The sequence below is a fragment of the Streptomyces sp. NPDC005878 genome, from assembly GCF_040629815.1.
GTDB lineage: Bacteria > Actinomycetota > Actinomycetes > Streptomycetales > Streptomycetaceae > Streptomyces.
This window is the reverse complement of the sequence record NZ_JBEXWK010000026.1, coordinates 1-25,606: the sequence shown is the minus strand read 5'-3', so window position 1 is coordinate 25,606 and position 25,606 is coordinate 1. Positions and strand designations below refer to the sequence as shown.

The 25,606-nt window shown below is 72.2% G+C and carries 22 protein-coding genes; 6 read left to right on the top strand and 16 right to left on the bottom strand.

All coding sequences use genetic code 11. The features are described 5' to 3' along the window. Window positions 1–19 precede the first annotated feature (19 nt). Complete coding sequence (gene argS / locus ABZ404_RS29570; RefSeq protein WP_358833768.1) at window positions 20–1,780, top strand: arginine--tRNA ligase; 1,761 nt, start codon at window positions 20–22, stop codon at window positions 1,778–1,780. 22 nt (window positions 1,781–1,802) lie between these two features. Here argS and ABZ404_RS29565 read toward each other — a convergent pair whose 3' ends face one another. Further along, the gene (locus ABZ404_RS29565; RefSeq protein WP_358833767.1) at window positions 1,803–3,233 is read right to left on the bottom strand and encodes a helix-turn-helix transcriptional regulator; all 1,431 of its coding nucleotides are present in this window, start codon (window positions 3,231–3,233) and stop codon (window positions 1,803–1,805) included. Window positions 3,234–3,598: 365 nt separating this feature from the next. Between ABZ404_RS29565 and ABZ404_RS29560 the strand changes: the two genes are divergently transcribed. Continuing rightward, the gene (locus ABZ404_RS29560; RefSeq protein WP_358833766.1) at window positions 3,599–4,360 is read left to right on the top strand and encodes a DUF4232 domain-containing protein; all 762 of its coding nucleotides are present in this window, start codon (window positions 3,599–3,601) and stop codon (window positions 4,358–4,360) included. A gap of 369 nt (window positions 4,361–4,729) precedes the next feature. Then, window positions 4,730–5,650, top strand: coding sequence for a hypothetical protein (locus ABZ404_RS29555; protein WP_358833765.1), 921 nt, complete (start codon window positions 4,730–4,732; stop codon window positions 5,648–5,650). Here the strand turns inward: ABZ404_RS29555 and ABZ404_RS29550 are convergent. The 7 genes from ABZ404_RS29550 to ABZ404_RS29520 form a co-directional block, all read right to left on the bottom strand. Then, window positions 5,619–6,590 (bottom strand): molybdopterin-dependent oxidoreductase, encoded by a 972-nt coding sequence (locus ABZ404_RS29550; protein ID WP_358833764.1) that lies wholly within the window; start codon window positions 6,588–6,590, stop codon window positions 5,619–5,621. The two genes, ABZ404_RS29555 and ABZ404_RS29550, sit on opposite strands and share 32 nt — an antisense overlap. Before the next feature lie 22 nt (window positions 6,591–6,612). Further along, on the bottom strand, window positions 6,613–7,599 hold the full coding sequence (gene hemB / locus ABZ404_RS29545) for a porphobilinogen synthase (RefSeq protein ID WP_358833763.1): 987 nt from the start codon (window positions 7,597–7,599) through the stop codon (window positions 6,613–6,615). Between the two features lie 665 nt (window positions 7,600–8,264). Further along, window positions 8,265–9,935, bottom strand: coding sequence for a bifunctional uroporphyrinogen-III C-methyltransferase/uroporphyrinogen-III synthase (locus ABZ404_RS29540; protein ID WP_358836235.1), 1,671 nt, complete (start codon window positions 9,933–9,935; stop codon window positions 8,265–8,267). Beyond that, window positions 9,932–10,906, bottom strand: coding sequence for a hydroxymethylbilane synthase (hemC, locus tag ABZ404_RS29535; protein ID WP_358836236.1), 975 nt, complete (start codon window positions 10,904–10,906; stop codon window positions 9,932–9,934). Before hemC ends, ABZ404_RS29540 begins: the two co-directional genes overlap by 4 nt. Continuing rightward, entirely contained in the window at window positions 10,903–12,498 is a 1,596-nt protein-coding gene (locus tag ABZ404_RS29530) for a glutamyl-tRNA reductase (RefSeq protein ID WP_358836237.1), read from the bottom strand. Before ABZ404_RS29530 ends, hemC begins: the two co-directional genes overlap by 4 nt. Beyond that, window positions 12,495–13,277 (bottom strand): redox-sensing transcriptional repressor Rex, encoded by a 783-nt coding sequence (locus ABZ404_RS29525; protein WP_358836238.1) that lies wholly within the window; start codon window positions 13,275–13,277, stop codon window positions 12,495–12,497. The genes ABZ404_RS29530 and ABZ404_RS29525 overlap by 4 nt, the downstream gene beginning before the upstream one ends. Before the next feature lie 334 nt (window positions 13,278–13,611). Beyond that, complete coding sequence (locus ABZ404_RS29520) at window positions 13,612–13,902, bottom strand: glutaredoxin family protein (RefSeq protein ID WP_358836239.1); 291 nt, start codon at window positions 13,900–13,902, stop codon at window positions 13,612–13,614. Between the two features lie 112 nt (window positions 13,903–14,014). On the opposite strand from ABZ404_RS29520, the gene ABZ404_RS29515 reads away from it, so the two are divergent. From ABZ404_RS29515 to ABZ404_RS29505, 3 genes are all read left to right on the top strand, one after another. After that, window positions 14,015–14,998 (top strand): HAD-IB family hydrolase, encoded by a 984-nt coding sequence (locus ABZ404_RS29515; protein ID WP_358836240.1) that lies wholly within the window; start codon window positions 14,015–14,017, stop codon window positions 14,996–14,998. A 798-nt stretch (window positions 14,999–15,796) separates the two neighbouring features. Next, window positions 15,797–16,591: an ECF subfamily RNA polymerase sigma factor, BldN family gene (locus ABZ404_RS29510; protein ID WP_358836241.1), complete on the top strand. Its 795-nt coding sequence runs from the start codon at window positions 15,797–15,799 to the stop codon at window positions 16,589–16,591. Window positions 16,592–16,904: 313 nt separating this feature from the next. Next, window positions 16,905–18,089, top strand: coding sequence for a DUF5667 domain-containing protein (locus tag ABZ404_RS29505; protein ID WP_358836242.1), 1,185 nt, complete (start codon window positions 16,905–16,907; stop codon window positions 18,087–18,089). Between the two features lie 121 nt (window positions 18,090–18,210). Here the strand turns inward: ABZ404_RS29505 and ABZ404_RS29500 are convergent, their stop codons facing one another. From ABZ404_RS29500 to ABZ404_RS29465, 8 genes are all read right to left on the bottom strand, one after another. After that, window positions 18,211–19,314 (bottom strand): 1-acyl-sn-glycerol-3-phosphate acyltransferase, encoded by a 1,104-nt coding sequence (locus ABZ404_RS29500; RefSeq protein ID WP_358991064.1) that lies wholly within the window; start codon window positions 19,312–19,314, stop codon window positions 18,211–18,213. Between the two features lie 14 nt (window positions 19,315–19,328). Next, window positions 19,329–20,411: an NAD-dependent epimerase/dehydratase family protein gene (locus ABZ404_RS29495; RefSeq protein ID WP_358837109.1), complete on the bottom strand. Its 1,083-nt coding sequence runs from the start codon at window positions 20,409–20,411 to the stop codon at window positions 19,329–19,331. Between the two features lie 252 nt (window positions 20,412–20,663). Then, a complete protein-coding gene (locus ABZ404_RS29490) occupies window positions 20,664–20,762 on the bottom strand; it encodes an AURKAIP1/COX24 domain-containing protein (RefSeq protein WP_003948845.1) in 99 nt (32 codons plus the stop codon). 109 nt (window positions 20,763–20,871) lie between these two features. Beyond that, window positions 20,872–21,081 (bottom strand): helix-turn-helix domain-containing protein, encoded by a 210-nt coding sequence (locus ABZ404_RS29485; RefSeq protein ID WP_344078925.1) that lies wholly within the window; start codon window positions 21,079–21,081, stop codon window positions 20,872–20,874. A 128-nt stretch (window positions 21,082–21,209) separates the two neighbouring features. Continuing rightward, window positions 21,210–22,025: a phosphatase gene (locus ABZ404_RS29480; protein ID WP_358837108.1), complete on the bottom strand. Its 816-nt coding sequence runs from the start codon at window positions 22,023–22,025 to the stop codon at window positions 21,210–21,212. 412 nt (window positions 22,026–22,437) lie between these two features. Continuing rightward, entirely contained in the window at window positions 22,438–23,604 is a 1,167-nt protein-coding gene (locus ABZ404_RS29475) for an acetoin utilization protein AcuC (protein ID WP_358837107.1), read from the bottom strand. Further along, window positions 23,573–24,787, bottom strand: a complete 1,215-nt coding sequence (locus tag ABZ404_RS29470; RefSeq protein WP_358837110.1) for an MFS transporter — start codon at window positions 24,785–24,787, stop codon at window positions 23,573–23,575. The genes ABZ404_RS29475 and ABZ404_RS29470 overlap by 32 nt, the downstream gene beginning before the upstream one ends. A gap of 58 nt (window positions 24,788–24,845) precedes the next feature. After that, window positions 24,846–25,490, bottom strand: a complete 645-nt coding sequence (locus ABZ404_RS29465; protein ID WP_358837106.1) for an HAD family hydrolase — start codon at window positions 25,488–25,490, stop codon at window positions 24,846–24,848. Window positions 25,491–25,606 lie beyond the last annotated feature (116 nt).

Here is a 25,606-nt window from a genome sequence, read left to right as displayed (position 1 = left end):
CCGACAGGAAACGGAACCCATGGCTTCGGTCCCTTCCCTCGCTTCCACTGTCCAGCAGCGCCTGGCGGACGCCCTCTCGGCAGCCCTGCCGGAGGCCGGCTCCACCGACCCGCTGCTGCGACGAAGCGACCGGGCCGACTTCCAGGCCAACGGCATCCTGGCGCTCGCCAAGAAGCTCAAGGGCAACCCGCGTGAGCTGGCGGCGAAGGTCACCGGCGCGCTGGACTCCGGCGACCTCCTGAAGGACGTCGAGGTCTCGGGCCCCGGCTTCCTCAACATCACGCTCACCGACGCGGCGATCACGAGGACGCTGGCCGCGCGCGCCGGCGACGACCGGCTCGGCGTGCCGCTGAAGGAGAACCCGGGCATCACGGTCGTCGACTACGCCCAGCCGAACGTGGCGAAGGAGATGCACGTCGGCCATCTGCGCTCGGCGGTCATCGGCGACGCGCTGCGCGGCATGCTCGACTTCACCGGCGAGAAGACGATCGGCCGCCACCACATCGGCGACTGGGGCACCCAGTTCGGCATGCTCATCCAGTACCTGATCGAGCACCCGGACGCGCTCGCCCCCGCGGACGAGGTCGACGGCGAGCAGGCCATGTCCAACCTGAACCGGGTCTACAAGGCCTCCCGCGCGGTCTTCGACACCGACGAGGAGTTCAAGGAGCGCGCCCGCCGGCGGGTCGTGGACCTCCAGTCCGGTGACAAGGAGACGCTGGAGCTGTGGCAGCGGTTCGTCGACGAGTCGAAGGTCTACTTCTACTCGGTCTTCGAGAAGCTCGACATGGAGATCCGCGACGACGAGATCGTCGGCGAGTCCGCGTACAACGAGGGCATGCCCGAGACCGCCCGCCTCCTGGAGGAGATGGGCGTCGCGGTGCGCTCCGAGGGCGCGCTCGTGGTGTTCTTCGACGAGATCCGCGGCAAGGACGACCAGCCCGTCCCGCTGATCGTCCAGAAGGCCGACGGCGGCTTCGGCTACGCGGCCTCCGACCTGACCGCGATCCGCAACCGCGTCGCGGACCTGCACGCGACCTCACTGATCTACGTCGTGGACGTACGCCAGTCGCTGCACTTCAAGATGGTCTTCGAGGCCGCGCGGCGCGCGGGCTGGCTGACCGACGACGTCACCGCGCACAACATGGGCTACGGCACGGTGCTCGGCGCGGACGGCAAGCCGTTCAAGACCCGTGAGGGCGAGACGGTCAAGCTGGAGGACCTCCTCGACGAGGCCGTCGAGCGGGCCACCGCGGTCGTGCGCGAGAAGGCCGAGAAGGTGGGCCTGACCGAGGAGGAGATCGTCGAGAACGGCCGGTACGTCGGCATCGGCGCCGTGAAGTACGCGGACCTGTCGACCTCGGCCAACCGTGACTACAAGTTCGACCTGGACCAGATGGTGTCGCTCAACGGCGACACGTCCGTCTACCTCCAGTACGCCTACGCCCGGATCAGGTCGATCCTGCGCAAGGCCGACGACAAGAAGCCCGCCGCCCACCCGGAGCTGGAACTCGCCCCGGCGGAGCGGGCCCTCGGTCTGCACCTGGACGCGTTCGGGGAGCTGCTGGCGGAGGCGACGGCGGACTACGCGCCGCACAAGCTGGCCGCGTACCTGTACCAGCTGGCGTCGCTGTACACGACGTTCTACGACCAGTGCCCGGTCCTCAAGGCCGAGTCGCCCGAGCTGGTGGAGAACCGCCTGTTCCTGTGCGACCTGACCGCCCGGACGCTCCACCAGGGCATGGCCCTGCTCGGCATCCGGACGCCCGAGCGCCTCTGACCGGCCCCGTGCGGGGAGCGGCTCACGTGGTGAGCCGCTCCCACACGTTGGTGTCCCCCCGGTACTCGTACGCCGGACGGCCCTTGACGGCACTGCTGTGGAACGGCCTGCCGCTCTCGTCGTAGACCGGGATCTTCCCGAAGCGGTCGCCGCTGCTCCACTCCACCTCCAGGTACCAGGTCACCTCGTGCGCGTCGGTGTGCACATCGAGGTTGAGCACCTGCGGGTCCGTCGTGGACACCTTGTACGGGAAGTCCGTGGCGGGCACGTGGTTCTCGCCCTGCGTGCCGCCGACCGGCCTGGTGCGCGGCTGCGCCTTGTCCAGGTCGATGTCGAAGAAGCCCGGGGTAACCGCGCCGCCGCACCCCGAACCCATCGAGTACGCGGTCCAGTCGAGCGGCGCGTCGCGCTCGACGACCTTCACGTTCACGGCGTTGATGACGACCGACTCACGGGTCTTGCCGGTCGCGGTGAGCTGGAGGGTGAGATGCCCGCCGTCGACCCCGCCGAGCACCGAGGCCCAGGGACGGCTCTCGTACGGATCGGGCGGCTTCGGCACCGCGTTCGGCTTCTGGTCCATCAGATAGAACTTCCCGCACGGCCCGTCCCACTGGTACGAGCTGATGCCGACGCCGACCGGGGCCTGGGCCGCCGGAACGGGCTTGCGGACGGCCGGCGCCGACGGGGTGGGGCTGCCGGAGCGGGTGGCGCGGCCCGACGGGCTCGGCGAGGAGGCCTTCGGGCTCGGGGAACCGGACGTGGGGGGTGTGACGCTCGGCGTGGTGCGCCTTTTGGTCTCCCGTGCGTCGGCGACGGCCGCGCTCTTGGTGTCCTTGTCGTCGTCCCCGGAGCCGCCGGACAGGTTCGCCACGGCCACGGCCGGGACGGCGAGGGCCGTGACGGCGGCGGCCCCGATGAGCGCGAGCCGGGTGCGCTTGGTGAGCCGCTTGCGGAGCGGGGCGGTGGACGCGCCGGTGACCGTGCGGACGAGGGGGGACTCGGAGGAACGGACCTCGGATTCGGCCGCCTCGGATCCGCCCGCCCCGGAGACGGGCGCGGGGGCGGGCACGAGGGCGGGGCCGGCCCCGGCGGGCTTGACCGGAACCTCTACCTCCGGTTCCGTTTTCGATTCCGGTTCGGGTGTGGTCGCCGGCACCGGCGCGGGCGGACGAGCCGCCTCCGCCGCTGCCGCGCCGCGTGCTTTGCGCCGGGCCTCGTCGGCCAGGATCCAGCGGCGGTGAAGCTCGACCGACTCCTCCCGGGTGGCCCCGCAGAGCCGGGCGAGCCGGTCGACGGGGGCGTACTCGTTGGGCACGGCGTCACCGTTGCAGTACCGGTGGAGCGTCGACGTGCTCACGTGGAGCTTGCCCGCGAGGACGCCGTAACTCCGTCCCGAACGGTCCTTCAACTCCCTGAGCAATGCCGCGAAATCCTCGGACTCAGCCGTAGCCACGAGCCGTTTCCCTCCCCTGTCCGTCCCGGGAACGCGTTCCAGGGGAAGGCAGTTTCCCCAGGTCAGAGCGTGTTCCCGCGTTCCAGCTTCCCCCATTGTCCCTTGCTGATTGCGGTCGGCGCCGACCGGCCCGCAAGGTGAGTGCAGCAACCAGCCAAACCGGCCCACCGGGGGGAGCAGGCAATGCGATTCCGTATCCGGGTCAACCTGGCGGACTCGATGGCCGCCGCGATGCTGGCCGCCTCGGTGGCCACGGTGATCGCGCTGGTCCTCAGTCTCCAGAACTGACCGCGGCCACACACCGCTCGTCACCACGCACCACTCACGTACGACTCACGCACCTAGCAACGGGGAGCCGATCCACCATGCGCACCAACCTCCGCATCACCGCCGCCGCGACCACCGCGCTGATCGCCGCACTGTCCCTCACCGCCTGCGGCAGCGACTCCGGGCCCAAGGCGGCGGACAAGGCGTCCACGCCGACGGCCTCGGCGCCCGCCTCCACGCCGGCTTCTTCGACCGGCGGGGACGCGGCCGGGTCGGCCGGGACGGCCGGGACCGGTGGTACGGGTTCGGCCGGCGGGTCCGGCTCCACGGGCGGCGGCCAGGGGACGGCCAAGCCGGCCAAGTCCACCGGCAAGCACACGGGCGGCCAGTCCACGTCCGGTACGTCCGGCTCCGGTTCCGGTTCCGGTTCGTCCAAGCGCGTCACCTGCACCGGCTCCAACGTGAAGCTGACGGCGACGCCGGTCTCCCGCCCGATCAACCACGTCCTGCTGACGGCCACCAACATCGGCAAGACGGTCTGCGACGCGTACGACGCTCCGGCGGTGAAGTTCTCCAACGCCCAGTCGCCGATCGCGGTCGACAAGGACACCATCCCGCAGGCGGTGGTCTCGCTGGCGCCGGGCCGGTCGGCGTACGCGATGGTGCGTACGCAGGGGGAGCCCGACGGCACCGACCCGTACATGACGAGCCAGGTCGTCGTGTACTTCCGGGGCGCGACGGGCATGGAGTCCGTGGGCCGCTCGGCGTACGCGTCGCTGCCGAAGCCGGTGGGGGTGGTGGATGCGCAGGCGATGGCCACGTACTGGCAGACGGACCTGAGCGCGATCAGCGCCTGGTAACCCCCTTACGGCCATGCGCCCCACCCCGCTTCGTCTGCGGGACCGTGGAGGCTCACTCGCGCAGTTCCCCGCGCCCCCAACCCCGCTTTCGTCTGCGGACCGTGCCGGGTTGCTCGCGCAGTTCCCCGCGCCCCTGAAAGCCTGTGGCTGAGCCAACTGTTCCGGCTGCGGGCAACCCCCCTAGGGGCGCGGGGAACTGCGCGAGCAACCGAAGCCGACCCGCAGACAAAGACCGGGCCCTGAAGGGGCGCGGGGAACTGCGCGAGCGACCCACCACCGGCCCGCGGACAAAGACCGGACCCAAAAGGCCGCACCCCCAACCCCCCTCCCCCCTCGTTATCCCGGAAAAGATCAACCGTAGGAGTTGCTGTGCACCGGGACGAGGATCCGTGGGGGGACGGCGAGGGAGCCGTGCGGGCGGAGTTGGCCGTGCACCCCGCCGCCACCTGGCTGTACGTCGGCGAACCGCACGGCATCCTCCGCATCCCCCTCGGCGCGGACGGCCGCCCGGAGGCCCCCGCCGAGTGGACCCCCGGCATCCGCCCGTACGGGCTCGCCGTGGACGCGACCGGCGCCTGCCTGTACGTCACCGACCCGCCCGGCAGACGCCTGCTGTGGCACGCCCTCGACCCCGCAGGACGCCCCGTACGCGGCGTCGGCTGGCAGGTGTACACCCCCGCCGGCCCGGACCCCGCCGCCGCGGTCGCCGCCCACCCCTTCCTCCCCCTCCTCTACGTCGCCGACCGCGAGGGGACGTCGGCCGCCACCCTCCTGCCCCTGGGCCACGGCGGCCGACCCGACGACGAGGGCACGGCGGCCCTCCGGGTACGCGGCACCGCCCCGCTCCACCAAGGCCTCGCCGTCCACCCGGCCGGCACCCGCCTCTACGTGAGCGACCCGGATGAACGCGCCCTGAACGTCGTCGCGCTCCGCCCGGACGGCCGAGCCGACTCCGACGGCCCGGCCCGCACCCTCACCCTCCAGGTGCCGTCCGCCCCGGGCCCGCTCGCGGTCCACCCGGCGGCGGCCTGCCTCTACTTCGCGGACCGCGAGACGGGCGCGCTGCACCGCGCCGCCCTCGCCCCCGACGGCCTGCCCGACCCGGACGCCGGCCCCGAGCGGCTGCCGGGCCTCACGGCCCCGCACTGCACGGGCGTCGCGGTGCACCCCCGGGGCACGTACCTCTACGCCTCCGCCACGGTCACGCTCGCCGTGACGGCGCTGGACCCGCGCACGGGCCGTCCGGCGGGGCGCCCGGTCACGCTTCCGCTGCCGCGCCACCGACCGTGACGGTGATCTCGTGCACCGAGTTGCGCACCCCGGGCGGCGGCTGGACGCGCCCGTCGCGGTCGGTGGCACGGGCGCGGATCCGGTGCGGGCCGGGCGGCAGCCGCAGGGTGAGGGTGAAGGGCTGCCAGGCGGGTTCGGGCCCGAGGGGTTCGAGCGCGGCGGGCCGCCAGGGCCCGTCGTCCACGCTCACGTCGAGCGAGACGACCTCCCCGACGCTCCACGCCCGCCCCACCACCTCCACGTACTCCCCGGGCAGCCGTTCCCCGTCCCCCGGGCTGAGGATCTTGCTGCCGACGTCCACCGCGCGTACGGGACGGGCCGTGGACTCGCCCGGGTGGACACGGGTGTAGAAGCGCGTGGTGAACATGTGGTCCGGCCGCTCCTCGGCCAGGACGATCCGGGTCAGCCACTTCACCGAGTTGGTGCCGAACATCCGGGGCACGACGGTCCGCAGCGGGTGCCCGTGCCGGGCGGTGAGCGGCTCGCCGTTCATCTCGTACGCGAGGAAGACGTCCCGCCGGGCGGTCTCCAGAGGCAGGTCCTTCACGTACGACAGCCCGTCCTCACCGGCGAACGAGCCGGTGTCCACGCCCTCGAACCAGACGTGCCGCGCGGAGGCGAGCGGCACGGCCCGGTCGAGGAGGGCGGACAGATCGAACCCGGTCCAGCGGAGGTTGGCCACCGCCCGGGTCGGGACGTCCGGCCGGAAGGGGTTGCCGAAGCACTCGTGGAACGCGGTGAAGCGGCGCGCGGGCAGCGCGAGGACGTCGTCGAGGGTCAGCCGCAGCGGCCGCTCGACGAGTCCTTCCACGGACAGGCTCCAGGAGTCGGCGTCCACGTCGGGCACGCCGAGATGGGCGCGGACGAAGACGTGGTCGACGGGGGTGAGATAGTCCGTGACATCGGCGAAGTCCCGTACGTCCAAAGCCTGTTCACCCATCGCCCGCCCCCGTCGTCGCCGTCTACAGCCCGCGGGCGACCTCCGTCGCCCAGTACGTCAGGATCATGTTCGCACCGGCCCGCTTGATTCCCGTCAGAGTTTCGAGGATCGCCCGGTCGCGGTCGATCCAGCCCTTCTCGGCGGCGGCCTCGACCATCGCGTACTCCCCGCTGATCTGGTAGGCGGCGACGGGCACGTCCACGGACTCGGCGACCTTGGCGAGGATGTCGAGGTACGGTCCGGCCGGCTTCACCATGACCATGTCGGCGCCCTCCTCCAGGTCGAGGGCGAGCTCGCGCAGGGACTCGCGGGCGTTGGCGGGGTCCTGCTGATAGGTCTTGCGGTCCCCGCGCAGGGAGGAGCCCACGGCTTCCCGGAACGGGCCGTAGAAGGCGGAGGAGTACTTGGCGGTGTAGGCGAGGATGGAGACGTCCTCGTGGCCGGTCTGGTCCAACGCGTCGCGGACCACGCCGACCTGACCGTCCATCATGCCGCTGGGGCCGACGACGTGGACGCCGGCGTCGGCCTGGACCTGGGCCATCTCGGCGTACCGCTCCAGGGTGGCGTCGTTGTCGACGCGGCCCTCGTCGTCGAGGACGCCGCAGTGGCCGTGGTCGGTGTACTCGTCGAGGCAGAGGTCGGACATGATGACGAGGTCGTCGCCCACCTCCTCCTTCACGGCCCGGATGGCGACCTGGAGGATCCCGTCCGGGTCCGTCCCGGCGGTCCCGAGGGCGTCCTTCTTCTCGTCCTCCGGCACCCCGAAGAGCATGATCCCGGCGACGCCGGTCTCGACGGCCTCCACGGCGGCCTTGCGCAGGGTGTCGAGCGTGTGCTGGACGACACCGGGCATGGCCTGGATGGGTACGGGCCGGTCGACGCCCTCGCGCACGAAGGCGGGGAGGATCAGGTCGGACGGGTGGAGCCGGTACTCGGCGACCATGCGGCGCATGGCGGGCGTGGTGCGGAGCCGGCGGGGGCGGGTGCCGGGGAAGGATCCGTAGCTCATGCCCCCACGCTACGCCGCCGGACGGGGTTGTTTTCGCCCCACCCCGCCCCTCCCCGAAACCCCTGCGACGGGCACCTGCCCGATGGCCGCAGCCGGAGGAGGGCCACTCGCGCAGTTCCCCGCGCCCCTGTTCGACCGGGGATTCGCCTGCGGACCGGTGGAGGGCTGATCGCGCAGTTCCCCGCGCCCCTTTTCCGCCCGGACTTCGCCTGCGGACCGGTGGAGGGCTGGTCGCGCAGTTCCCCGCGCCCCTAGGCAGTTGGGGGCGCGGGGAACTGCGCGAGCAACCCAGCACGGTCCGCAGACGAAGAAAAGGGGCAGTGGCCGAGCACGGCCATCCGGCTGACTCCGAAGTACCCGAAGGGGCGCGGGGAACTGCGCGACCAGCCAGGCACGATCCGCAGACAAAAACGGAGCCGGGGGGCGCAGCCCCGCAGGGGGGCGGGGCGCAGCCCGCACCGGGCCCGGGGCCTCAGCCCCGCACGGGGGCCGGGGGCTCAGCCCCGCACGGGGGCCCGGGGGCACATCCCCGCACGGGGGCCCGGGGCCCAGCCCCGCACGGGGGCCCGGGGGCACATCCCCCGGGGAAGGCGCCTCCGCCCCCTCCCGGCCTCCGGAGAGTCCACCCCCCCGGAGGGTTTAGGGAAGGGGCGGGGCGGGGGACCTCACGTCGTGCGGCGGCGGCGCGCCCCGGGGCGGCGCTCGCTCGGGCGGGTCACATGCTCCCCCGCCTCCACCGCCGCATCGCGGCGCGCCGCCCCGAACTGCGCCAGCGCCTCCGCCAGCTTCAGCACCGACGGCTCGGGAGCCATGACGTCCACCCGCAGACCGTGCTCCTCGGCCGTCTTCGCCGTGGCCGGGCCGATGCACGCGATCACCGTCACGTTGTGCGGCTTGCCCGCGATCCCGACCAGGTTGCGGACCGTGGACGAGGAGGTGAAGAGCACCGCGTCGAAACCGCCGCCCTTGATCGCCTCGCGCGTGTCCGCCGGCGGCGGCGACGCCCGTACCGTCCGGTACGCCGTGACGTCGTCCACCTCCCAGCCCAGCTCGATCAGCCCCGCCACCAGCGTCTCGGTGGCGATGTCGGCGCGCGGCAGGAAGACGCGGTCGATCGGGTCGAAGACCGGGTCGTAGGGGGGCCAGTCCTCCAGGAGGCCGGCCGCCGACTGCTCGCCGCTCGGGACGAGGTCCGGCTTCACGCCGAACTCCACCAGCGACGCCGCGGTCTGCTCACCGACCGCCGCGACCTTGATCCCCGCGAACGCCCGCGCGTCGAGCCCGTACTCCTCGAACTTCTCGCGCACCGCCTTCACGGCGTTGACCGAGGTGAAGGCGATCCACTCGTAGCGGCCCGTCACCAGGCCCTTGACCGCCCGCTCCATCTGCTGCGGGGTGCGCGGCGGTTCGACGGCGATCGTCGGCACCTCGTGCGGCACCGCGCCGTAGGAGCGCAGCTGGTCGGAGAGGGACGCGGCCTGCTCCTTCGTCCGCGGTACGAGCACCCGCCAGCCGAACAGCGGCTTGGACTCGAACCACGACAGCCGGTCGCGCTGGGCCGCGGCGGTGCGCTCCCCGACCACGGCTATGACGGGCTGGTGCCCGTCCGGGGACGGCAGCACCTTCGCCTGCTTGAGGACCTGCGCGAGGGAGCCGAGGGTGGCGTTCCAGGTGCGCTGGCGCGTGGTGGTGCCGGCGACGGTGACCGTCATCGGGGTGTCGGGCTTGCGGCCCGCCGCGACGAGTTCACCGGCCGCCGCCGCCACCGTCTCCAGGGTCGCGGAGACGACGACCGTGCCGTCGCTCGCGCCGACCTCGGTCCAGCAGCGCTCGCCCGCGCTGCGCGCGTCGACGAAGCGGACGTCGGCGCCGCCGGAGTCGCTGAGCGGGACACCGGCGTACGCGGGTACGCCCACCGCCGTCGCCACACCGGGCACGACCTCGAAGGGGATGCCCGCCGCCGCGCAGGCGAGCATCTCCTCGCCCGCGCTGCCGTCGAGCCCGGGGTCACCGGAGACGGCACGGACGACCCGCCTGCCGGAGCGCGCGGCCTCCATGACAAGATTGGCCGCGTCCCGCAACACGGGGACATCGAACGTGCTGCCGGTCGCTGACGTGTCGTCAACAACCGTCAGCTGAGGCGTGTCCACACCTGCCCGCGCATGCGCGCGAACCACGTCGAGCACAGCCGGCTCGGCGATCAGGACATCGGCCGACGCCAGCGCTTCCACGGCGCGCAGCGTCAGCAGCCCCGGGTCCCCGGGGCCGGCACCGAGGAAGGTGACGCACCCGTGCGCGGAGACGGCGGGAAGGTTAGAGGACGTGGTGGGGTTCAAAGTGCTCGCTCCCCCATAAGACCGGCCGCACCCTTGGCAAGCATCTCGACCGCGAGTTCGCGACCGAGCGCCACGGCTTCGTCGTGCGACGCAGGTACGGGACCGGTGATGGACAACTGCACCAGCGTCGAGCCGTCGGTGGTACCGACGACGCCGCGCAGGCGCATCTCATGAACAATCTGTCCGTCGGCCAGAAGGTCGGCGTAGGCACCCACGGGTGCGGAACAGCCGGCCTCCAGGGCGGCGAGCAGGGACCGCTCGGCGGTCACGGCGACCCGGGTGTACGGGTCGTCGAGCTCGGCGAGCGCGGCGGCGAGCTCGGCATCGGCTGCCGTGCACTCGATCGCCAGTGCCCCCTGGCCGGGGGCGGGCAGCATGGTGTCGACCGGAAGGAAGTCGGTCACCTCACCGGTCCTGCCGATGCGGCTGAGCCCGGCGGCGGCGAGTACCACCGCGTCGAGCTCCCCGCTGTGCGCGAATCCGATCCGGGTGTCGATGTTCCCCCGGATCGGCACGGTTTCGACGGCGAGGCCGTGGCTGCGCGCGTAGGCGTTCAGCTGGGCCATGCGCCGGGGCGAGCCGGTGCCTATGCGGGCCGGACGGCCCTCGCAGGCGGCGGCCAGCTCGGTCAGGGTGAGCCCGTCGCGCGCCACCAGCACGTCGCGCGGGTCCTCGCGGACCGGTACGGCGGCCAGGACGAGGTCGTCGGGCTGCGCGGTGGGCAGGTCCTTGAGCGAGTGGACGGCGAAGTCGACGTCGCCGCGCAGCAGCGCGTCGCGCAGCGCGGTCACGAAGACGCCCGTACCGCCGATCTGCGCCAGGTGCTCGCGCGAGGTGTCGCCGTACGTGGTGATCTCCACCAGCTCGACCGGACGCCCGGTCAACCTCCGTACGGCGTCGGCCACCTGGCCGGACTGGGCCATGGCGAGCATGCTCCGCCTGGTCCCCAGCCTCAGTGCTTTCTGGGTCATGACCGCCCTCGGTTCTTCGCGTCTCGGTTCTTGACGTCGACGTCGTTCAGGTCGGCCCGTGACACGGCGGCGACCGTCTCCGGGTCGAGGTCGAAGAGAGTGCGCAGCGCGTCCGCGTATCCGGCGCCGCCGGGCTCGGCCGCGAGCTGCTTGATCCGCACGGTCGGCGCGTGCAGGAGCTTGTCGACGACCCGGCGCACGGTCTGGGTGACCTCCGCGCGCTGGCGCTCGTCCAGGTCGGGCAGCCGTCCCTCGAGCCGGGCCACCTCGCCGGCCACCACGTCGGCGGCCATCGCGCGCAGCGCGACGACGGTCGGCGTGATGTGGGCGGCGCGCTGGGCGGCGCCGAAGGCGGCGACCTCGTCGGAGACGATCGACCGCACCTGGTCGACGTCGGCGGCCATCGGCGCGTCGGCCGAGGCCTCGGCGAGCGACTCGATGTCGACCAGCCGCACCCCGGGGATGCGGTGGACGGCGGCGTCGATGTCGCGCGGCATGGCGAGGTCGAGCAGCGCGAGCCGGACGGGGCCGGTCTGCGCGGGGATGCGGGTGCGGGCGGCGGGCCGGGCGCCGGTGGCGTTCTCGGCCCAGCTGCCGTGCAGCTCCAGGGAGTCGGCGTCGACGGAATCGCCGTGTCCGGTCGCGGCGTCGGCCTCGGCGACCGCGCTGTACGCGGCGAGCGAGGCACCCGCGGCGGCCGTCGCGGCGAAGTCGGCGGGGCAGCCGCCGGAGACGGCGGGCGCCTGGCTCGCGGGGGCGGCCTGGGCGCCGACGGCCTCGCCGACGGTCTGGGCGTCCAGGACCAGACCGGTCGCGCCGGTGCAGGACACGGCCACGTCGACGCGTGCCAGCTCGCGCGCCACGTCGGCCATCGCGACCGCGCGGGCGGGCGTGCCGGACTCCGTGAGGATCTCCACCAGGCGCTCGGCGCGGGCGGACGTGCGGTTGGCGACGACGACCTCGCGCACGCCGGCGCGCGCCAGGGTGGCCGCGGCCAGCGAGGACATCGAGCCGGCGCCGATCACCAGGGCGCGCTTGTCCTTGGCCCAGGTCTCCACCGGCGTGCCCTGGGCGAGCTGCTCCAGGCCGAAGGTGACCAGGGACTGCCCGGCCCGGTCGATCCCGGTCTCGCTGTGGGCGCGCTTGCCGACGCGCAGGGCCTGCTGGAAGAGGTCGTTGAGGAGGCGCCCGGCGGTGTGGAGCTCCTGCCCCTGCGCCAGGGTGTCCTTGATCTGGCCGAGGATCTGGCCCTCGCCCACGACCATCGAGTCCAGCCCGCACGCCACCGAGAAGAGGTGGTGGACGGCCCGGTCCTCGTAGTGCACATAGAGATACGGAGTGAGCTCCTCCAGACCGACGCCGCTGTGCTGGGCGAGCAGCGTGGAGAGCTCGGCGACGCCCGCGTGGAACTTGTCCACGTCCGCGTACAGCTCGATGCGGTTGCAGGTGGCGAGCACCGCGGCCTCGGCCGCGGGCTCCGCGGCGAGGGTGTCCTGGAGGAGCTTGACCTGCGTGTCCGTGGGGAGCGAGGCCCGCTCCAGGATGCTGACGGGTGCGCTGCGGTGGCTGAGGCCGACGACCAGGAGGCTCATGCCGGCATCACGGCGGGCATGTCCCCGTCGGGTCCCTTCCGGTCCACGGCCGCGCCGCCGCGCACCACGGGCGCCACGGGCGCCACCATGTCCGCGGCCTCCGCGGCGGCGGCGTCCTCACCGGCCTTGCGCTGCTCGTGGAAGGCGAGGATCTGGAGCTCGATGGAGAGGTCGACCTTGCGTACGTCGACGCCCTCGGGCACCGACAGGACCGTCGGCGCGAAGTTCAGGATGGAGGTGACCCCGGCGGCGACCAGGCGGTCGCAGACCGGCTGCGCGGCGCCCGCCGGCGTCGCGATGACGCCGATGGAGACACCGTTGTCGCTGATGATCTTCTCCAGGTCGTCGGAGTGCTGCACCGGGATCCCGGCGACGGGCTTGCCCGCCATCGCGGGGTCCGCGTCGATCAGCGCGGCGACCCGGAAGCCGCGGGAGGCGAAGCCGCCGTAGTTGGCGAGGGCCGCGCCGAGGTTGCCGATGCCGACGATGACGACGGGCCAGTCCTGGGTGAGGCCCAGCTCGCGGGAGATCTGGTAGACGAGGTACTCGACGTCGTAGCCCACACCCCTGGTCCCGTAGGAGCCGAGGTACGAGAAGTCCTTGCGCAGCTTGGCGGAGTTGACCCCCGCGGCCGCGGCCAGCTCCTCGGAGGAGACCGTGGGTACGGAGCGCTCCGACAGTCCGGTCAGCGCACGCAGATACAGCGGAAGCCTGGCGACGGTGGCCTCGGGGATTCCTCGGCTACGGGTCGCCGGTCGGTGAGTTCGGCCAGTTGCCACGGTGCTCCTGCGGGATGAGCGAGGCAGGCGGCCATGTGTCCCAGGACCGCCCCGTCGAATGCAGGCTATGTCTTTGTGAACGCGTGCACAAAGATGGTGTCCGCTTTGTCCGAGCAAAGTGACCGGGCTCACGCGAACCGGTGCCGATTTCCGGGAACCGACAGCGAAGTCGACCCGTTGAAGACCCGAAGGGGGCAAAACCGTACACACCTCTCCACGATGTCACCCCCGAACGCGACAAAACGACCTCGATGGTAACCACAACTACCGCTGATCACCCACTCGATCACCGGCCCCCGGGACCACGGGACGGGGCACGCGCGCCCCACCCCCCTCAGGCGCCCAGGGCACTCCTGAGCCGCGCGGGGTCCACCCGCCAGAAGGTGTGCTGCGCGCCGTCGACGAGCACAACCGGAATCTGCTCCCAGTACGCGCGGTGCAGCGCCTCGTCCTGAGTGATGTCCTTCTCCTCCCACACGGCACCGGTCTCGGCGCAGACGCTCTCGATCACCGCACGGGCGTCGTCGCAGAGGTGGCAGCCCGGCTTGCCGATGAGCGTGACGAGCGGCGGGGAGGAGGGGTCGGCGCTGCGCGGGGACTTCCCGCGCCGGAAGAGAGGACTCATGCATCCATTCTCCGCCCACGTGAAGGCGGCTGTCCGCCCCCGTATCCCAGAGTTCACGCCCCGGCATCCCGGCGTGTCGGGCGGGACCGAACAGACTGGCTATGCTCACGGCATGGCCGTACTGGGATGGCTCACCCCGCGCAGGCGCTCGGCGACAGCACGCAGCGTGCTGGCCGGCGAGGCCGCAGCCGAGGCAGCCCGCAAGTCCGAGCAGGAGCTGGCGGAACTGGCGGAAGCGGAAGCCAGGGAGAAGGCGAAGCCGACATCCTCCGCTTCCCCTTCTTCTCCCTCCTCCCCCGCCGAACCGGACTTCCCCGTGGTCGGGGACGACCTGGCGGCGGCCTTCTTCGACCTCGACAACACGGTCATGCAGGGCGCGGCGATCTTCCACTTCGGGCGGGGCCTGTACAAGCGGAAGTTCTTCCAGCGCCGCGACCTGGTGCGCTTCGCCTGGCAGCAGGCATGGTTCCGGCTGGCCGGGGTCGAGGACCCGGAGCACATGCAGGACGCCCGCGAGAGCGCCCTGTCGATCGTCAAGGGCCACCGGGTCTCCGAGCTGATGACCATCGGCGAGGAGATCTACGACGAGTACATGGCGGACCGCATCTGGCCCGGCACGCGCGCGCTGGCCCAGGCGCACCTGGACGCGGGCCAGAAGGTGTGGCTGGTGACGGCGGCGCCGGTGGAGACCGCGACGATCATCGCGCGCCGGCTGGGGCTGACGGGCGCGCTGGGCACGGTCGCGGAGTCGGTGAACGGCGTGTACACCGGCCGCCTGGTGGGCGAGCCGCTGCACGGCCCCGCCAAGGCGGAGGCGGTACGCGCGCTGGCGGCGGCGGAGGGCCTGGACCTCTCGCGCTGCGCGGCGTACAGCGACTCCCACAACGACATCCCCATGCTGTCCCTGGTGGGCCACCCCTACGCGATCAACCCCGACGCGAAGCTGCGCAAGCACGCGAGGGCGCGGGAGTGGCGCCTGCGCGACTACCGCACGGGCCGCAAGGCGGCGAAGGTGGGGATCCCGGCGGCGGCCGGCGTGGGTGCCCTGGCGGGCGGCACGGCGGCGGCGATCGCCCTCCACCGCCGAAGGCGCTGAGAACGCACCGGGCCGAGGCCGGGCCGAGGTTGGTTTTTGCCTGTCCGCGGGTTGCCTGTCTGCGGGTGGTGGGTGGCTGAGCGCGCAGTTCCCCGCGCCCCCGGGGGGTCGGGTGCGCCCAGGGCGTGAGTAGCGGCCGCCTGCGGTTTGCTCGTCTGCGGGTGGTGGGTGGCTGGTCGCGCAGTTCCCCGCGCCCCTGGGGGGGGGTGGGTATGCCCCGGAACTTGAGTAGCGGCCGGCTTTCCTCTGGGTGGGCCCTTCAGGGGGTCCCGGGCCGGGCAGTCGTACCTGTCGTCGTTTGCCTGCCGGGGTTCAGTGCGCCTTCCCGTGGAAGGGGAGTTGCCCAGGGGCGCGGGGAACTGCGCGACCAGCCACAGACAACCCGCAGCCAACAGGCCCGGGACGCAGCCCCGCCCAGGGGTGCAGGGGGCGGAGCCCCCTGGGTGAACCGCGCCCCCACCCCCGGAGGGTTCAGGGATCGGGCGGGGCGGGGGCCCCGATCCGGGACCACATACCCGCCCCCACCCCCCACCAGTCCCCCACCCCCCACTCGGCCACATCCCACCCCCCAACCGATCAACATCGATCACAACCGCGCCCCCACCCGCTCACACTCCGCTACCCATTCCGCCCCATAGAGGTAACAGAAGCGACGGAATCGACGATTTGAGCAACTGGGTGTAGCGCTCCCTGCACGAAGCGTTATTCTCCTCAGACGCATACCGGAACCCACACATCGCCACGGCGGGTGAACGGTCCCGCACTGCACGTGATGGAAGCTCTGCCTCTGGGAGTCCCGTGTACCCACACGTCGGGGTTGACGCCTCGGGCCTGGCTACGCTGCGCGCAGCGGTCGTCGACCGTCTGCGCGGCTTCGTCCCCACCGCGTACGCCACCGCCCCCGCCTTCGCCACCGCCACCGCCTCACCCCTCGGTGCCTGCTACGCGCTGGCCGAGGGCGGTGCCGCGGTCGGAAGACGGAGCGGCGGCCGCAGCACGGGCACGTCCGCGACGCCGACCGCCCGCCGCCCCAGCGCGGACAGCGACAGCGCCCGCATGATGGATCTCGTCGAGCGCGCCCAGGCCGGCGAGGCCGACGCCTTCGGCCGGCTGTACGACCAGTACAGCGACACGGTGTACCGGTACATCTACTACCGCGTCGGCGGCAAGGCCACCGCCGAGGACCTCACCAGCGAGACCTTCCTGCGCGCGCTCCGCAGGATCTCCACCTTCACCTGGCAGGGGCGCGATTTCGGCGCGTGGCTGGTCACGATCGCGCGCAACCTGGTCGCGGACCACTTCAAGTCGAGCCGTTTCCGCCTGGAAGTGACCACAGGCGAAATGCTCGATGCCAACGAAGTGGAGCGCTCACCCGAGGACTCCGTCCTGGAGTCGCTCTCCAACGCCGCGCTCCTCGAAGCCGTGCGCAAACTGAACCCGCAGCAGCAGGAGTGCGTCACCCTGCGCTTCCTCCAGGGCCTCTCGGTCGCCGAGACCGCCCGCGTCATGGGCAAGAACGAGGGCGCCATCAAGACCCTCCAGTACCGCGCCGTGCGTACTCTCGCCCGGCTCCTCCCCGAAGACGCCCGCTGACGCACCCCCGCCGCCCCGCCGGGCCGCTCCCCGTCCCCACGGGGCAGCGGCGCCTCCGGTACCCCCGGACCGCAGCTCCAGGGCGCCCCTTCAACTCACCGTCGGTGAGCGCTCAGTGCTGCACGGTCACAGTGTGGTCCGATCATCCTTCGTCCGTAACCCAAGTGCCGCGTCCCTCGTTGTGCCGGATGCAGGCTCCCTGTGGTCACGTCATGTTCACTGCCGCTCACTCGATCGTGTGGATGTGCTCAAGACGTGCAACCTTCCAGGCCCCTTGGGGAGTCGACCGTGATGACGAGAGGAGGTGCCGCCAGTGATCGCGAACGTATCGGCGCACCGGCGGGCGAACGCCTTCGCCCAGGCCCTGGAAGAAGCCTCGGCGGCCCAGCAGCCACCCGCCACCCCGGCCGCCCAGGCCGAACAGGCGGCGGAAGCCGACCTGTTGACCCTGGCGACCGTCCTCGGCGAACTGCCGAAACCGGAACTGGACCCGCAGGTGAAGGTGGAGCAGCGGGCGCTGCTCGTGGCCGCCATGGAGCAGATGTTCGCTTCCGGCGGCGCCGCCGACCCTCAGGTGCCCGAGCAGCGGGCCGGCCGGGGCGCCCACCGGGCGGCCCCGCTCCGGAAATTGCGCCCCCGCTCCCGCTGGTCGAAGGGCATCGCCGCGGGCGGCCTCAGCATCGGTGTGGCCGCGGGCGCGTTCAGCGGCGTGGCCGCTGCCAGCTCCGACGCCCTCCCCGGTGACTCGCTCTACGGGCTGAAGCGCGGCATGGAGGACCTCAAGCTCAACCTGGCGGACGACGACGCCGACCGCGGCCGGATCTACCTCGACCAGGCCTCCACCCGGCTCAGCGAGGCCCGCCGCCTGATGGAGCGCGGCCGCGCGGGCGACCTCGACCACGAGCAGCTGAGCGAGGTCCGCCGCGCCCTGAGCGGCATGCAGCACGACGTGACCGAAGGCCACCGCCTCCTCCACGCCGCCTATGCCAAGGACGGCTCGCTCGGCGCCATCGCCGCCCTGTCGTCGTTCGCCTCGGCGCACCGCGACAGCTGGAGCAGGCTGCGCGACAAGCTGCCCGCCCAGCTCACCGACGTGGGCGACCAGGTCACCTCGGTCTTCGTCGCCATAGACCAAGAGGTCGAGCCCCTGCGTTCGATGCTCCCCCCGCCCAAGACCCGCACCCATGGGCGTACGGACACGACGCACCCCGGCCAGGCGAGCCACACGGCCCGTCCGGCCCCCACCCCCTCGTCCCCGACGCATGGCACGGCGAGCGGCGGCGGCACCAAGTCGCAGCAGCCCACCACCCCCGGCACCAAGCCCGACGAGGGCCTGATCGGCGGCAACACCGGCGGCCTGCTCGACCCGCCCGCCAAGAGCGCCCCGCCGACCTCCGGCACCACCCCGGCCAAACCGCCGGTCCCGGACGTCACCCTGCCCCCGCTGCTCCCCGGCCTGCTCCCGGGCCTCGGCATCGACGGCGAAGAAGTGAAGTAGCCCGGCCGGACACGGGTGTGGGGCGCGCCTTCGCGAAAGGCGCGCCCCACACCCGTAGAACCGCCCCACACCCGTAGAACCAGCGACCACCTCGACCAGCGACTGCCTCGGAGACCAGCGGCTAGAAGAACACCGACCGCCGCTGCACCAGCAGCTTGTAGAGCGTGTGCTGGATCTGCTCCCGCACCTGGTCCGTCAGGTTGAACATCAGCATCGGATCCTCCGCCGCCTCCGGCGGATAGCCGTCGGTCGGGATCGGCTCACCGAACTGGATCGTCCACTTCGTCGGCAGCGGCACCAGACCGGCCGGCCCCAGCCACGGGAACGTGGGCGTGATCGGGAAGTACGGAAAGCCCAGCAGCCGCGCCAGCGTCTTGGCGTTGCCGATCATCGGGTAGATCTCCTCGGCCCCGACGATCGAGCAGGGCACGATCGGCGTGCCCGTCCGCAGCGCGGTCGACACGAACCCGCCCCGCCCGAACCGCTGGAGCTTGTACCGCTCGCTGAACGGCTTGCCGATGCCCTTGAAGCCCTCCGGCATCACCCCGACGACCTCGCCGCGCTCCAGCAGCGCCTGGGCGTCCTCCGCGCAGGCCAGCGTGTGCCCGGCCTTGCGGGCCAGCTCGTTGACGACCGGCAGCATGAACACCAGGTCCGCCGCGAGCAGCCGCAGATGCCGCCCCGCCGGATGGTGGTCGTGGACCGCCACCTGCATCATCAGCCCGTCCAGCGGCAGCGTCCCGGAGTGGTTGGCGACGACCAGCGCCCCGCCCTCGGCCGGGATGTTCTCGACGCCCTTCACCTCCACCCGGAAGTACTTCTCGTAGAACGGGCGGAGCAGGGACATCAGGACCTGGTCGGTGAGCTCCTCGTCGTAGCCGAACTCGTCGACCTCGTACTCGCCCGTGATGCGCCGCCGCAGGAAGGCGAGCCCGCCCGCGATCCTGCGGTCCCACTGGGCCCCCGGCCGCTCCCGCACCTCCGCGCCGTCCGGACGCGGCGCGGCGGCCTCAGCGGCCCCCTGCGCGTCCTGGCGGCCCTGCTGTGGGTCCTGGCCGCCCCGCGGGCCCTGGGAGACGGCCTGCTGGCCCGGGAGGGCGCTCACCGGGGCGGGAGACGCGTCCGGGGCAGCACCCCGCGGGCCGCCGGGGCGGCGGCGGGCCGGGCGCTGCGCGCCGCCGCGCGAGCGGTCGTCGTCGAACGGAATGACCTTGGCGTCCGCCATCGTGGTCGATCTCCTCATTCCGCGCCGGGAGTGGACAAGGGGGAAGGGGCGGGGGCGCCGCCGGCGAACGGCCGGAAGGGCAGCGCCGCCACCCCGTCGACGGCCCGCGCCAGCGCGTCCGGCGGCAGCAGCCCGGGGCCCCGGCTGCGCGCGAAGTCGGCGAACGTCTGCGCCGTCGAGTACTTCGGCTCGAACCCCAGGGTCTCCCGCATCTGCGCGGTGCTCACCACCCGGCCGTGGGTGAGCAGGCGGATCTGCTCGGGCGAGAAGTCGCTCACACCGACCGAGCGCAGCGCCGAACCCACCCAGCGCACCGCCGGGAGCAGCACCGGCACGGTCGGTCTGCCCAGCCGCCGCGAGCACTGCGAGAGCAGCAGCACCCCGTCGCCGGCCACGTTGAAGGTGCCGCTGTTGAGCGTCCCGCGCCGGGGCTCGTGCGCGGCGATGCGCAGGACGTCGATCACGTCGTCCTCGTGGACGAACTGGAGCCGGGGGTCATAGCCGAGGACGGTCGGCAGCACCGGCAGCGAGAAGTACTCGGCGAGCGGCGAGTCCGCGCCCGGCCCCAGGATGTTCGCGAACCGCAGCACGCACACCGCCACGTCGGGCCGGCGCCGGGCGAAGCCGCGCACATACCCCTCGACCTCGACGGCGTCCTTCGCGAAGCCGCCGCTGGGCAGCGACTTCGGCATCGTCGTCTCGGTGAAGACGGCCGGATCGCGCGGCGCCGACCCGTACACGCTGGTGCTCGACTTCACCACCAGCCGCCGCACCGACGGCGACTTCTGGCACGCGCCGAGCAGCTGCATGGTGCCGATGACGTTCGTCTCCTTCACGGACGTCCGCCCGCCGGCCCCCAGCGGCGTCCCGGTGACGTCCATGTGCACCACGGTGTCCACGGCGTGCTCGGCCAGCACGCGCGCGATGGCGGGCTGCCGTATGTCCGCCCGTACGAAATCGGCTCCGCCGAGATGGTGGCCGGGCGGCACGGCGTCCACGCCGATCACCCGGTCCACCTCCGGATCACGCTGGATGCGCCGTACGAGACGGCCTCCGAGCTGCCGGGCCACTCCGGTGACGAGCACGACCTTCCCCAAGATCAGCGCCTTCCTTTGGCCTGAGTTGCACCCTGGGCGCCACGGTAGCGGCTGAAGGTCGGGAAGGGACGACCGCGTGGTCGCCCATGGCCGGGACAGCCCGGCGAAAGCCCGGGCGAAAAGCCCGCCGGAGAGCACCAGGCACGGGCGTACGGCCCACCGGAAAAGGGCGCGGGACACGCGGCCGGTAAACGCACCGCAGCCCTCCCACCAGGACGGCGGAAGGGCTGCGGGTTCACGTACAGCTGTCGCTTACTTCTTGTTGCGACGCTGAACGCGGGTGCGCTTGAGCAGCTTGCGGTGCTTCTTCTTAGCCATCCGCTTGCGCCGCTTCTTGATAACAGAGCCCACGACTACCCTCGCTCACTTCTCTTCACTCGGTGCGGGGCGTCTGGGCCCACACGACCTACGAGGGGCTAGCCTACCCGCCCGAGCGCAGAGGTCGTAACCGAGGGATCCGTCAGGCTGTCTCCACCCCCACGAAGGACTCTCGGAGGTACTCCTGCACCGCCTGTTCGGGGACCCGGAACGACCTGCCCACCCGGATCGCCGGCAGATGACCGCTGTGCACCAAGCGGTACACGGTCATCTTGGACACGCGCATCACCGCGGCGACTTCCGCCACGGTCAGGAACACGACCTCGTTCAGAGGCCTCTGATCAGCAGCCATGACCCACCTGTACCTTCCGCACCCGACGCGCACCGGCTTCCCCTCCGGTGACTCTTCGTCGTTGTGCGCTCACTCCCCAGACTAGGGGCGGGTGGTGCGAGTGGGGAAGAGGAGCTGCGTACGGCCGCCTACCGGGACAGACACGCCCGATTGAGTACATAGCGCGTAAGCGGCCGGTAGTAATCAGACCGCACAGCGTCATCAAGCGGAACGGCTACGGACACGCGCCCCTCGGCCTCCCCGACGAACAGCGCGGGGTCATCCGTATCGGCCAGACCGACCGCCTCGATACCCAGCTGACCTGCCCCGCAGACCCATCCATGATCTCCCACGACCAGGTCCGGCAGCCGCCCGCGGAGGGTCGCGGCGGCCCCCAGAGCGACCCGAACGGGCAGCGGGGAATGGGTATGTGCGCCGGTCGCACTCCCGGCGCTCCGCGCGCCGGGTTCCCGCACCAGCGCGACTCCTCGTACGTAGTCAAGGTTGTACGTGCGTACCCCGAACCGGGTCGTTATGTCGACACATCTCCCCTGCGCGGGGGTGAGGACATCACATCCCGCCGCCGACAAGGCGTCCGCGAGAGCGGCGTAGAAGGCCAGCAGCCGGTGCGGATGCCCGGTTCCGAAGAGTACGGCTCCGCGCCGCGCGGCCACGTCGCGGATCCTGGCGGCCAGCGCGTCGAGCCCGGCGAGGGTCCGCTCGGGGTCGATCACATCGGGCCCCGACACGTGCTCCGGGTCCGGGCTCACCCCGCACTTGTCCGCCATCAGCCGCAGCAGGTCCCGCTCGCCCCACCCCCACGCGGGATCGAGCCCGAGCGTGACGCGCGGATCCCGGGCGGCGAAGAGCCGATAACTGCGCAGGCTCGCCTCCCGCGAGGTGGCCACGGTCCCGGCCAACCGAGCAGCCAACAGATGCGCCCGCAGCGCCCCGGTACTCAACACCCCCCGATGCTCCCGCACCGCCCACACCCGTGGACCAAAACGCCCCGGAGACCGCACAGTTGGCGTAACGCCCCCGCGACACGCGGCCCGGGGCAGACCTACGGCACGCCCCCAACGGGGCCCAGGGGCCGCAGGCCCCGTGCCACAAAGGGGCGCGGGGAACTGCGCGACCAGCCCCCACCGCCCGCAGACAAACACGACCCAACGGGGCACAGGAGGCCGCAGGCCCCGTGCCCCAAGGGGCGCGGGGAACTGCGCGACCAGCCCCCACCCACCCGCAGACAAACACCCCCAGCGGGGCACAGGGGCCGCAGGCCCCGCACGGGGGCCCGGGGGCGCAGCCCCCGGCAGACCACCTCAACCACCCCCACCCCCGGAGGGTTACGGGAAGGGGCGGGTAGGGGAAAACCCCCTAAGCCAACAACCCCCGCAACGGATAAACCGCCCGCCGCGTAGCCAAAATCGCCTGATCCAGCCGATCCGCAGGGTCATACCCCGACTCCCACCCCCGCCACAACACCCCCCGCCCATCCGTCATCCGCCCCGGCCCCACCTGCCGCGTACGAGCGAACACCTCGTCCCGCCACGACGCGGGAATCACCGACTCCGGCGGCACCGGCGCATGCGCGGCCACCCCCACCAGATGCGTCCAGGACCGGGGCACGACGTCCACCACGGCGTACCCCCCGCCCCCGAGCGCCACCCACTTCCCACCCGCCACATGCTCGTGCGCCAGCGCGTGACAGGCCTCCTGCACCGCCCGCTGCGCGTCGAGCGAGACGGCCAGATGCGCCAGCGGGTCCTCGAAGTGCGTGTCGGCCCCGTGCTGCGACACCAGCACCTGGGGACGGAACTCGGCCAGGAGCTCCGGCACCACGGAGTGGAAGGCCCGCAGCCACCCCTCGTCCCCGGTCCCGGCCGGCAGCGCCACGTTGACGGCCGTCCCCTCCGCGCCCCCGGTCTCCTCCGGCCACCCCGTCCCGGGGAACAGCAGCCGCGGATGCTCATGCAGGGAGATCGTCAGCACCCGGGGGTCGTCCCAGAACGCCGCCTGCACCCCGTCCCCGTGATGCACGTCCACATCCACGTACGCGACCCGCTCCGCCCCCAGTTCGAGGAGCCGCGCGATCGCCAGCGCCGCGTCGTTGTAGACGCAGAACCCCGAGGCCCCGCCCGGCATCGCATGGTGCAGCCCGCCCGCGAAGTTCACCGCGTGCGCCGCGTCCCCGCGCCACACCGCCTCCGCGGCCCCCACGGACTGCCCCGCGATGAGCGCGGACGCCTCGTGCATCCCGGCGAACGCGGGATCGTCGACCGTCCCCAGCCCGTACGCCTGGTCCGCGCGGTCCGGGTCCGCCGAAGCGGCCCGCACGGCTGCCACGTAGTCCTCCCGGTGGACGAGCCGCAGCGTCGAGTCCCCCGCCGCCGGCGCGGCCACCACGTCCACCGCCTTGTCCAGGCCGTACGCCCGCACCAACCCCATGGTCAGCGAGAGCCGCACCGGGTCCATAGGGTGGCTCGGTCCGAAGTCGTACGCCGTGACGGCGTCATCCCACATCAACAGTGCGCGGCCGGTCATGCCCGCCACCGTATCGGGCCCCCTCCGCCCCGAACGACCGGGCGTACACGAGGGTCAGCAGGACCAGCACCATCGGCACCAGCATGGCGCCCCGATAGGTCCACGCCTCGCCGAGCCCACCGACGAGCGGCGCCCCGACCAGATACCCCACGTAGTTGAAGATGTTGATCCGCGCGATCGCGCCGTCAGAGGCACCCGGGAAGAGCCGTCCGGCCGCCGCGAAGGTCTGCGGCACGATCACGCACAGCCCGAACCCGAGCAGCGGCAACCCCAGCATCCCCACCCACGGCCCCGGTGCCACCGCGAGCACCGCGAACCCGGCGCCCGCGAGCACGCTGCCGGCCCGCACCACCGTGACCGGGCCGAACCGCCGCACCACCCGATCCCCGACGGTCCGCCCGAGCAGCGCCGAGACCACATAGACGTTGTACGGGACCGTGGACAGCTGCTCGGAGCTGCCGAGGACGTCCTGGAGGTACTTCGCGCTCCAGTTGGCGACCGTCGACTCGCCGATGTAGGCGAAGGCCATGACGAGACAGAGGGGCAGCAGCAACCGAAAGACGACGGGCCGGCGTTCGTCGCCCGCAGGGCCCGCCTCGGTGGGCGCCTTCTCGCCACCGCGCGGCGCGTCCACGTACCACCGGCTGCCCGCCAGGCACAGCGGCACCAGCACCAGGACGGCCGGCAGGTACAGGACCAGCAGCGACAGATGCCAGTGCGCACCCGACCACGCCAGCGAGGAACCGACGATCCCGCCGAGGCTGAAGGAGGCGTGGAAGCCCAGGATGATGCTGCGGCCGTACGCGTGCTGAAGGCTGATCCCCAACATGTTCATGGACGCGTCGAGGCCGCCGATGGCGAGCCCGAACAGCGCGAACGAGGCAGCCGCCTGGCCCAGCTGGTCCCCCGCGGCGACTCCGAGCAGCGCAAGCATGACGACAGGCTGCACCCATCTCAGGGCGACGCTCGGCGCGACCCGCTTCACCAGGTGCTCGGTGGCCACGCTCCCGACCCCGGCCAGGATCGGCACCCCGGCGAGAAAGGCGGGAAGCAGGCCGTCGGATATCCCGTACCGGTCCTGGATCGCGGGGATACGGGTCACCAGGAGCGCGAAGGCCACGCCTTGCACGAAGAAACTGAAGGTGAGAGCCGCCCGCCCGTGCCGCAGGCGGGGGTCGCTCATGGCCGCGTCCGTCATGGCCGCACAGCCTAGGGCCGTGCCCTACTCCTGGGTAGATGAATCACCTGAGCAGTTCGCGCAGGTGTGCCATGTCCGAGAAGAGGGCCGTGCAGCCCTGGAGCCGCTCCTCGGGCGTCATGGCGGTGAACCCGTACACGTCCATCCCGGCGGCCAGCGCGGCCTCCACGCCGAGCGGACTGTCCTCGACGACGGCACACCGCTCGGGCGCGAAGCCCATGCGCTCGGCGGCGTACAGGAAGAGGTCGGGCGCCGGCTTCCCGCGCCCGACGTCCTGCGAGGAGAACACCCACTCCTCCTCGAACCACTCGTCCAGCCCGGTCGCACGGTGTCCGACCCGGATCCGCTCGTGACTGCCGGAGGAGGCGACGCAGTACGGCACACCGTCGGCCACCAAGTGCGCGAGGACGTCGGTGGCCCCGGCCACCGGCTTCAGCTCGCGCTCGAAGGCGGCGAAGACGCGGGAGTGGAAGACGTCGTCGAAGTCGGCCGGCAGCACCTGCCCGGTCCGCTCCTGGACGAGATCGTGGATGCGGTGCATGGCGGAGCCCATGTAGTCGCGAATGGAGTCCTCGTACGAGGTCGGGTGACCGAGTTCGGTGAGGTACCCGGCGAGGATGGTGTTCGAGATCGGTTCGCTGTCGACGAGTACACCGTCGTTGTCAAAGATGACGAGGTCATAGCGCATGGTTCGACCCTAAGCGCCGGTAAACGCAGAAAAGCCCCGTACCGGAGACCGGTACGGGGCTTTTCCCAAAATTTGTTCGGCGGCGTCCTACTCTCCCACAGGGTCCCCCCTGCAGT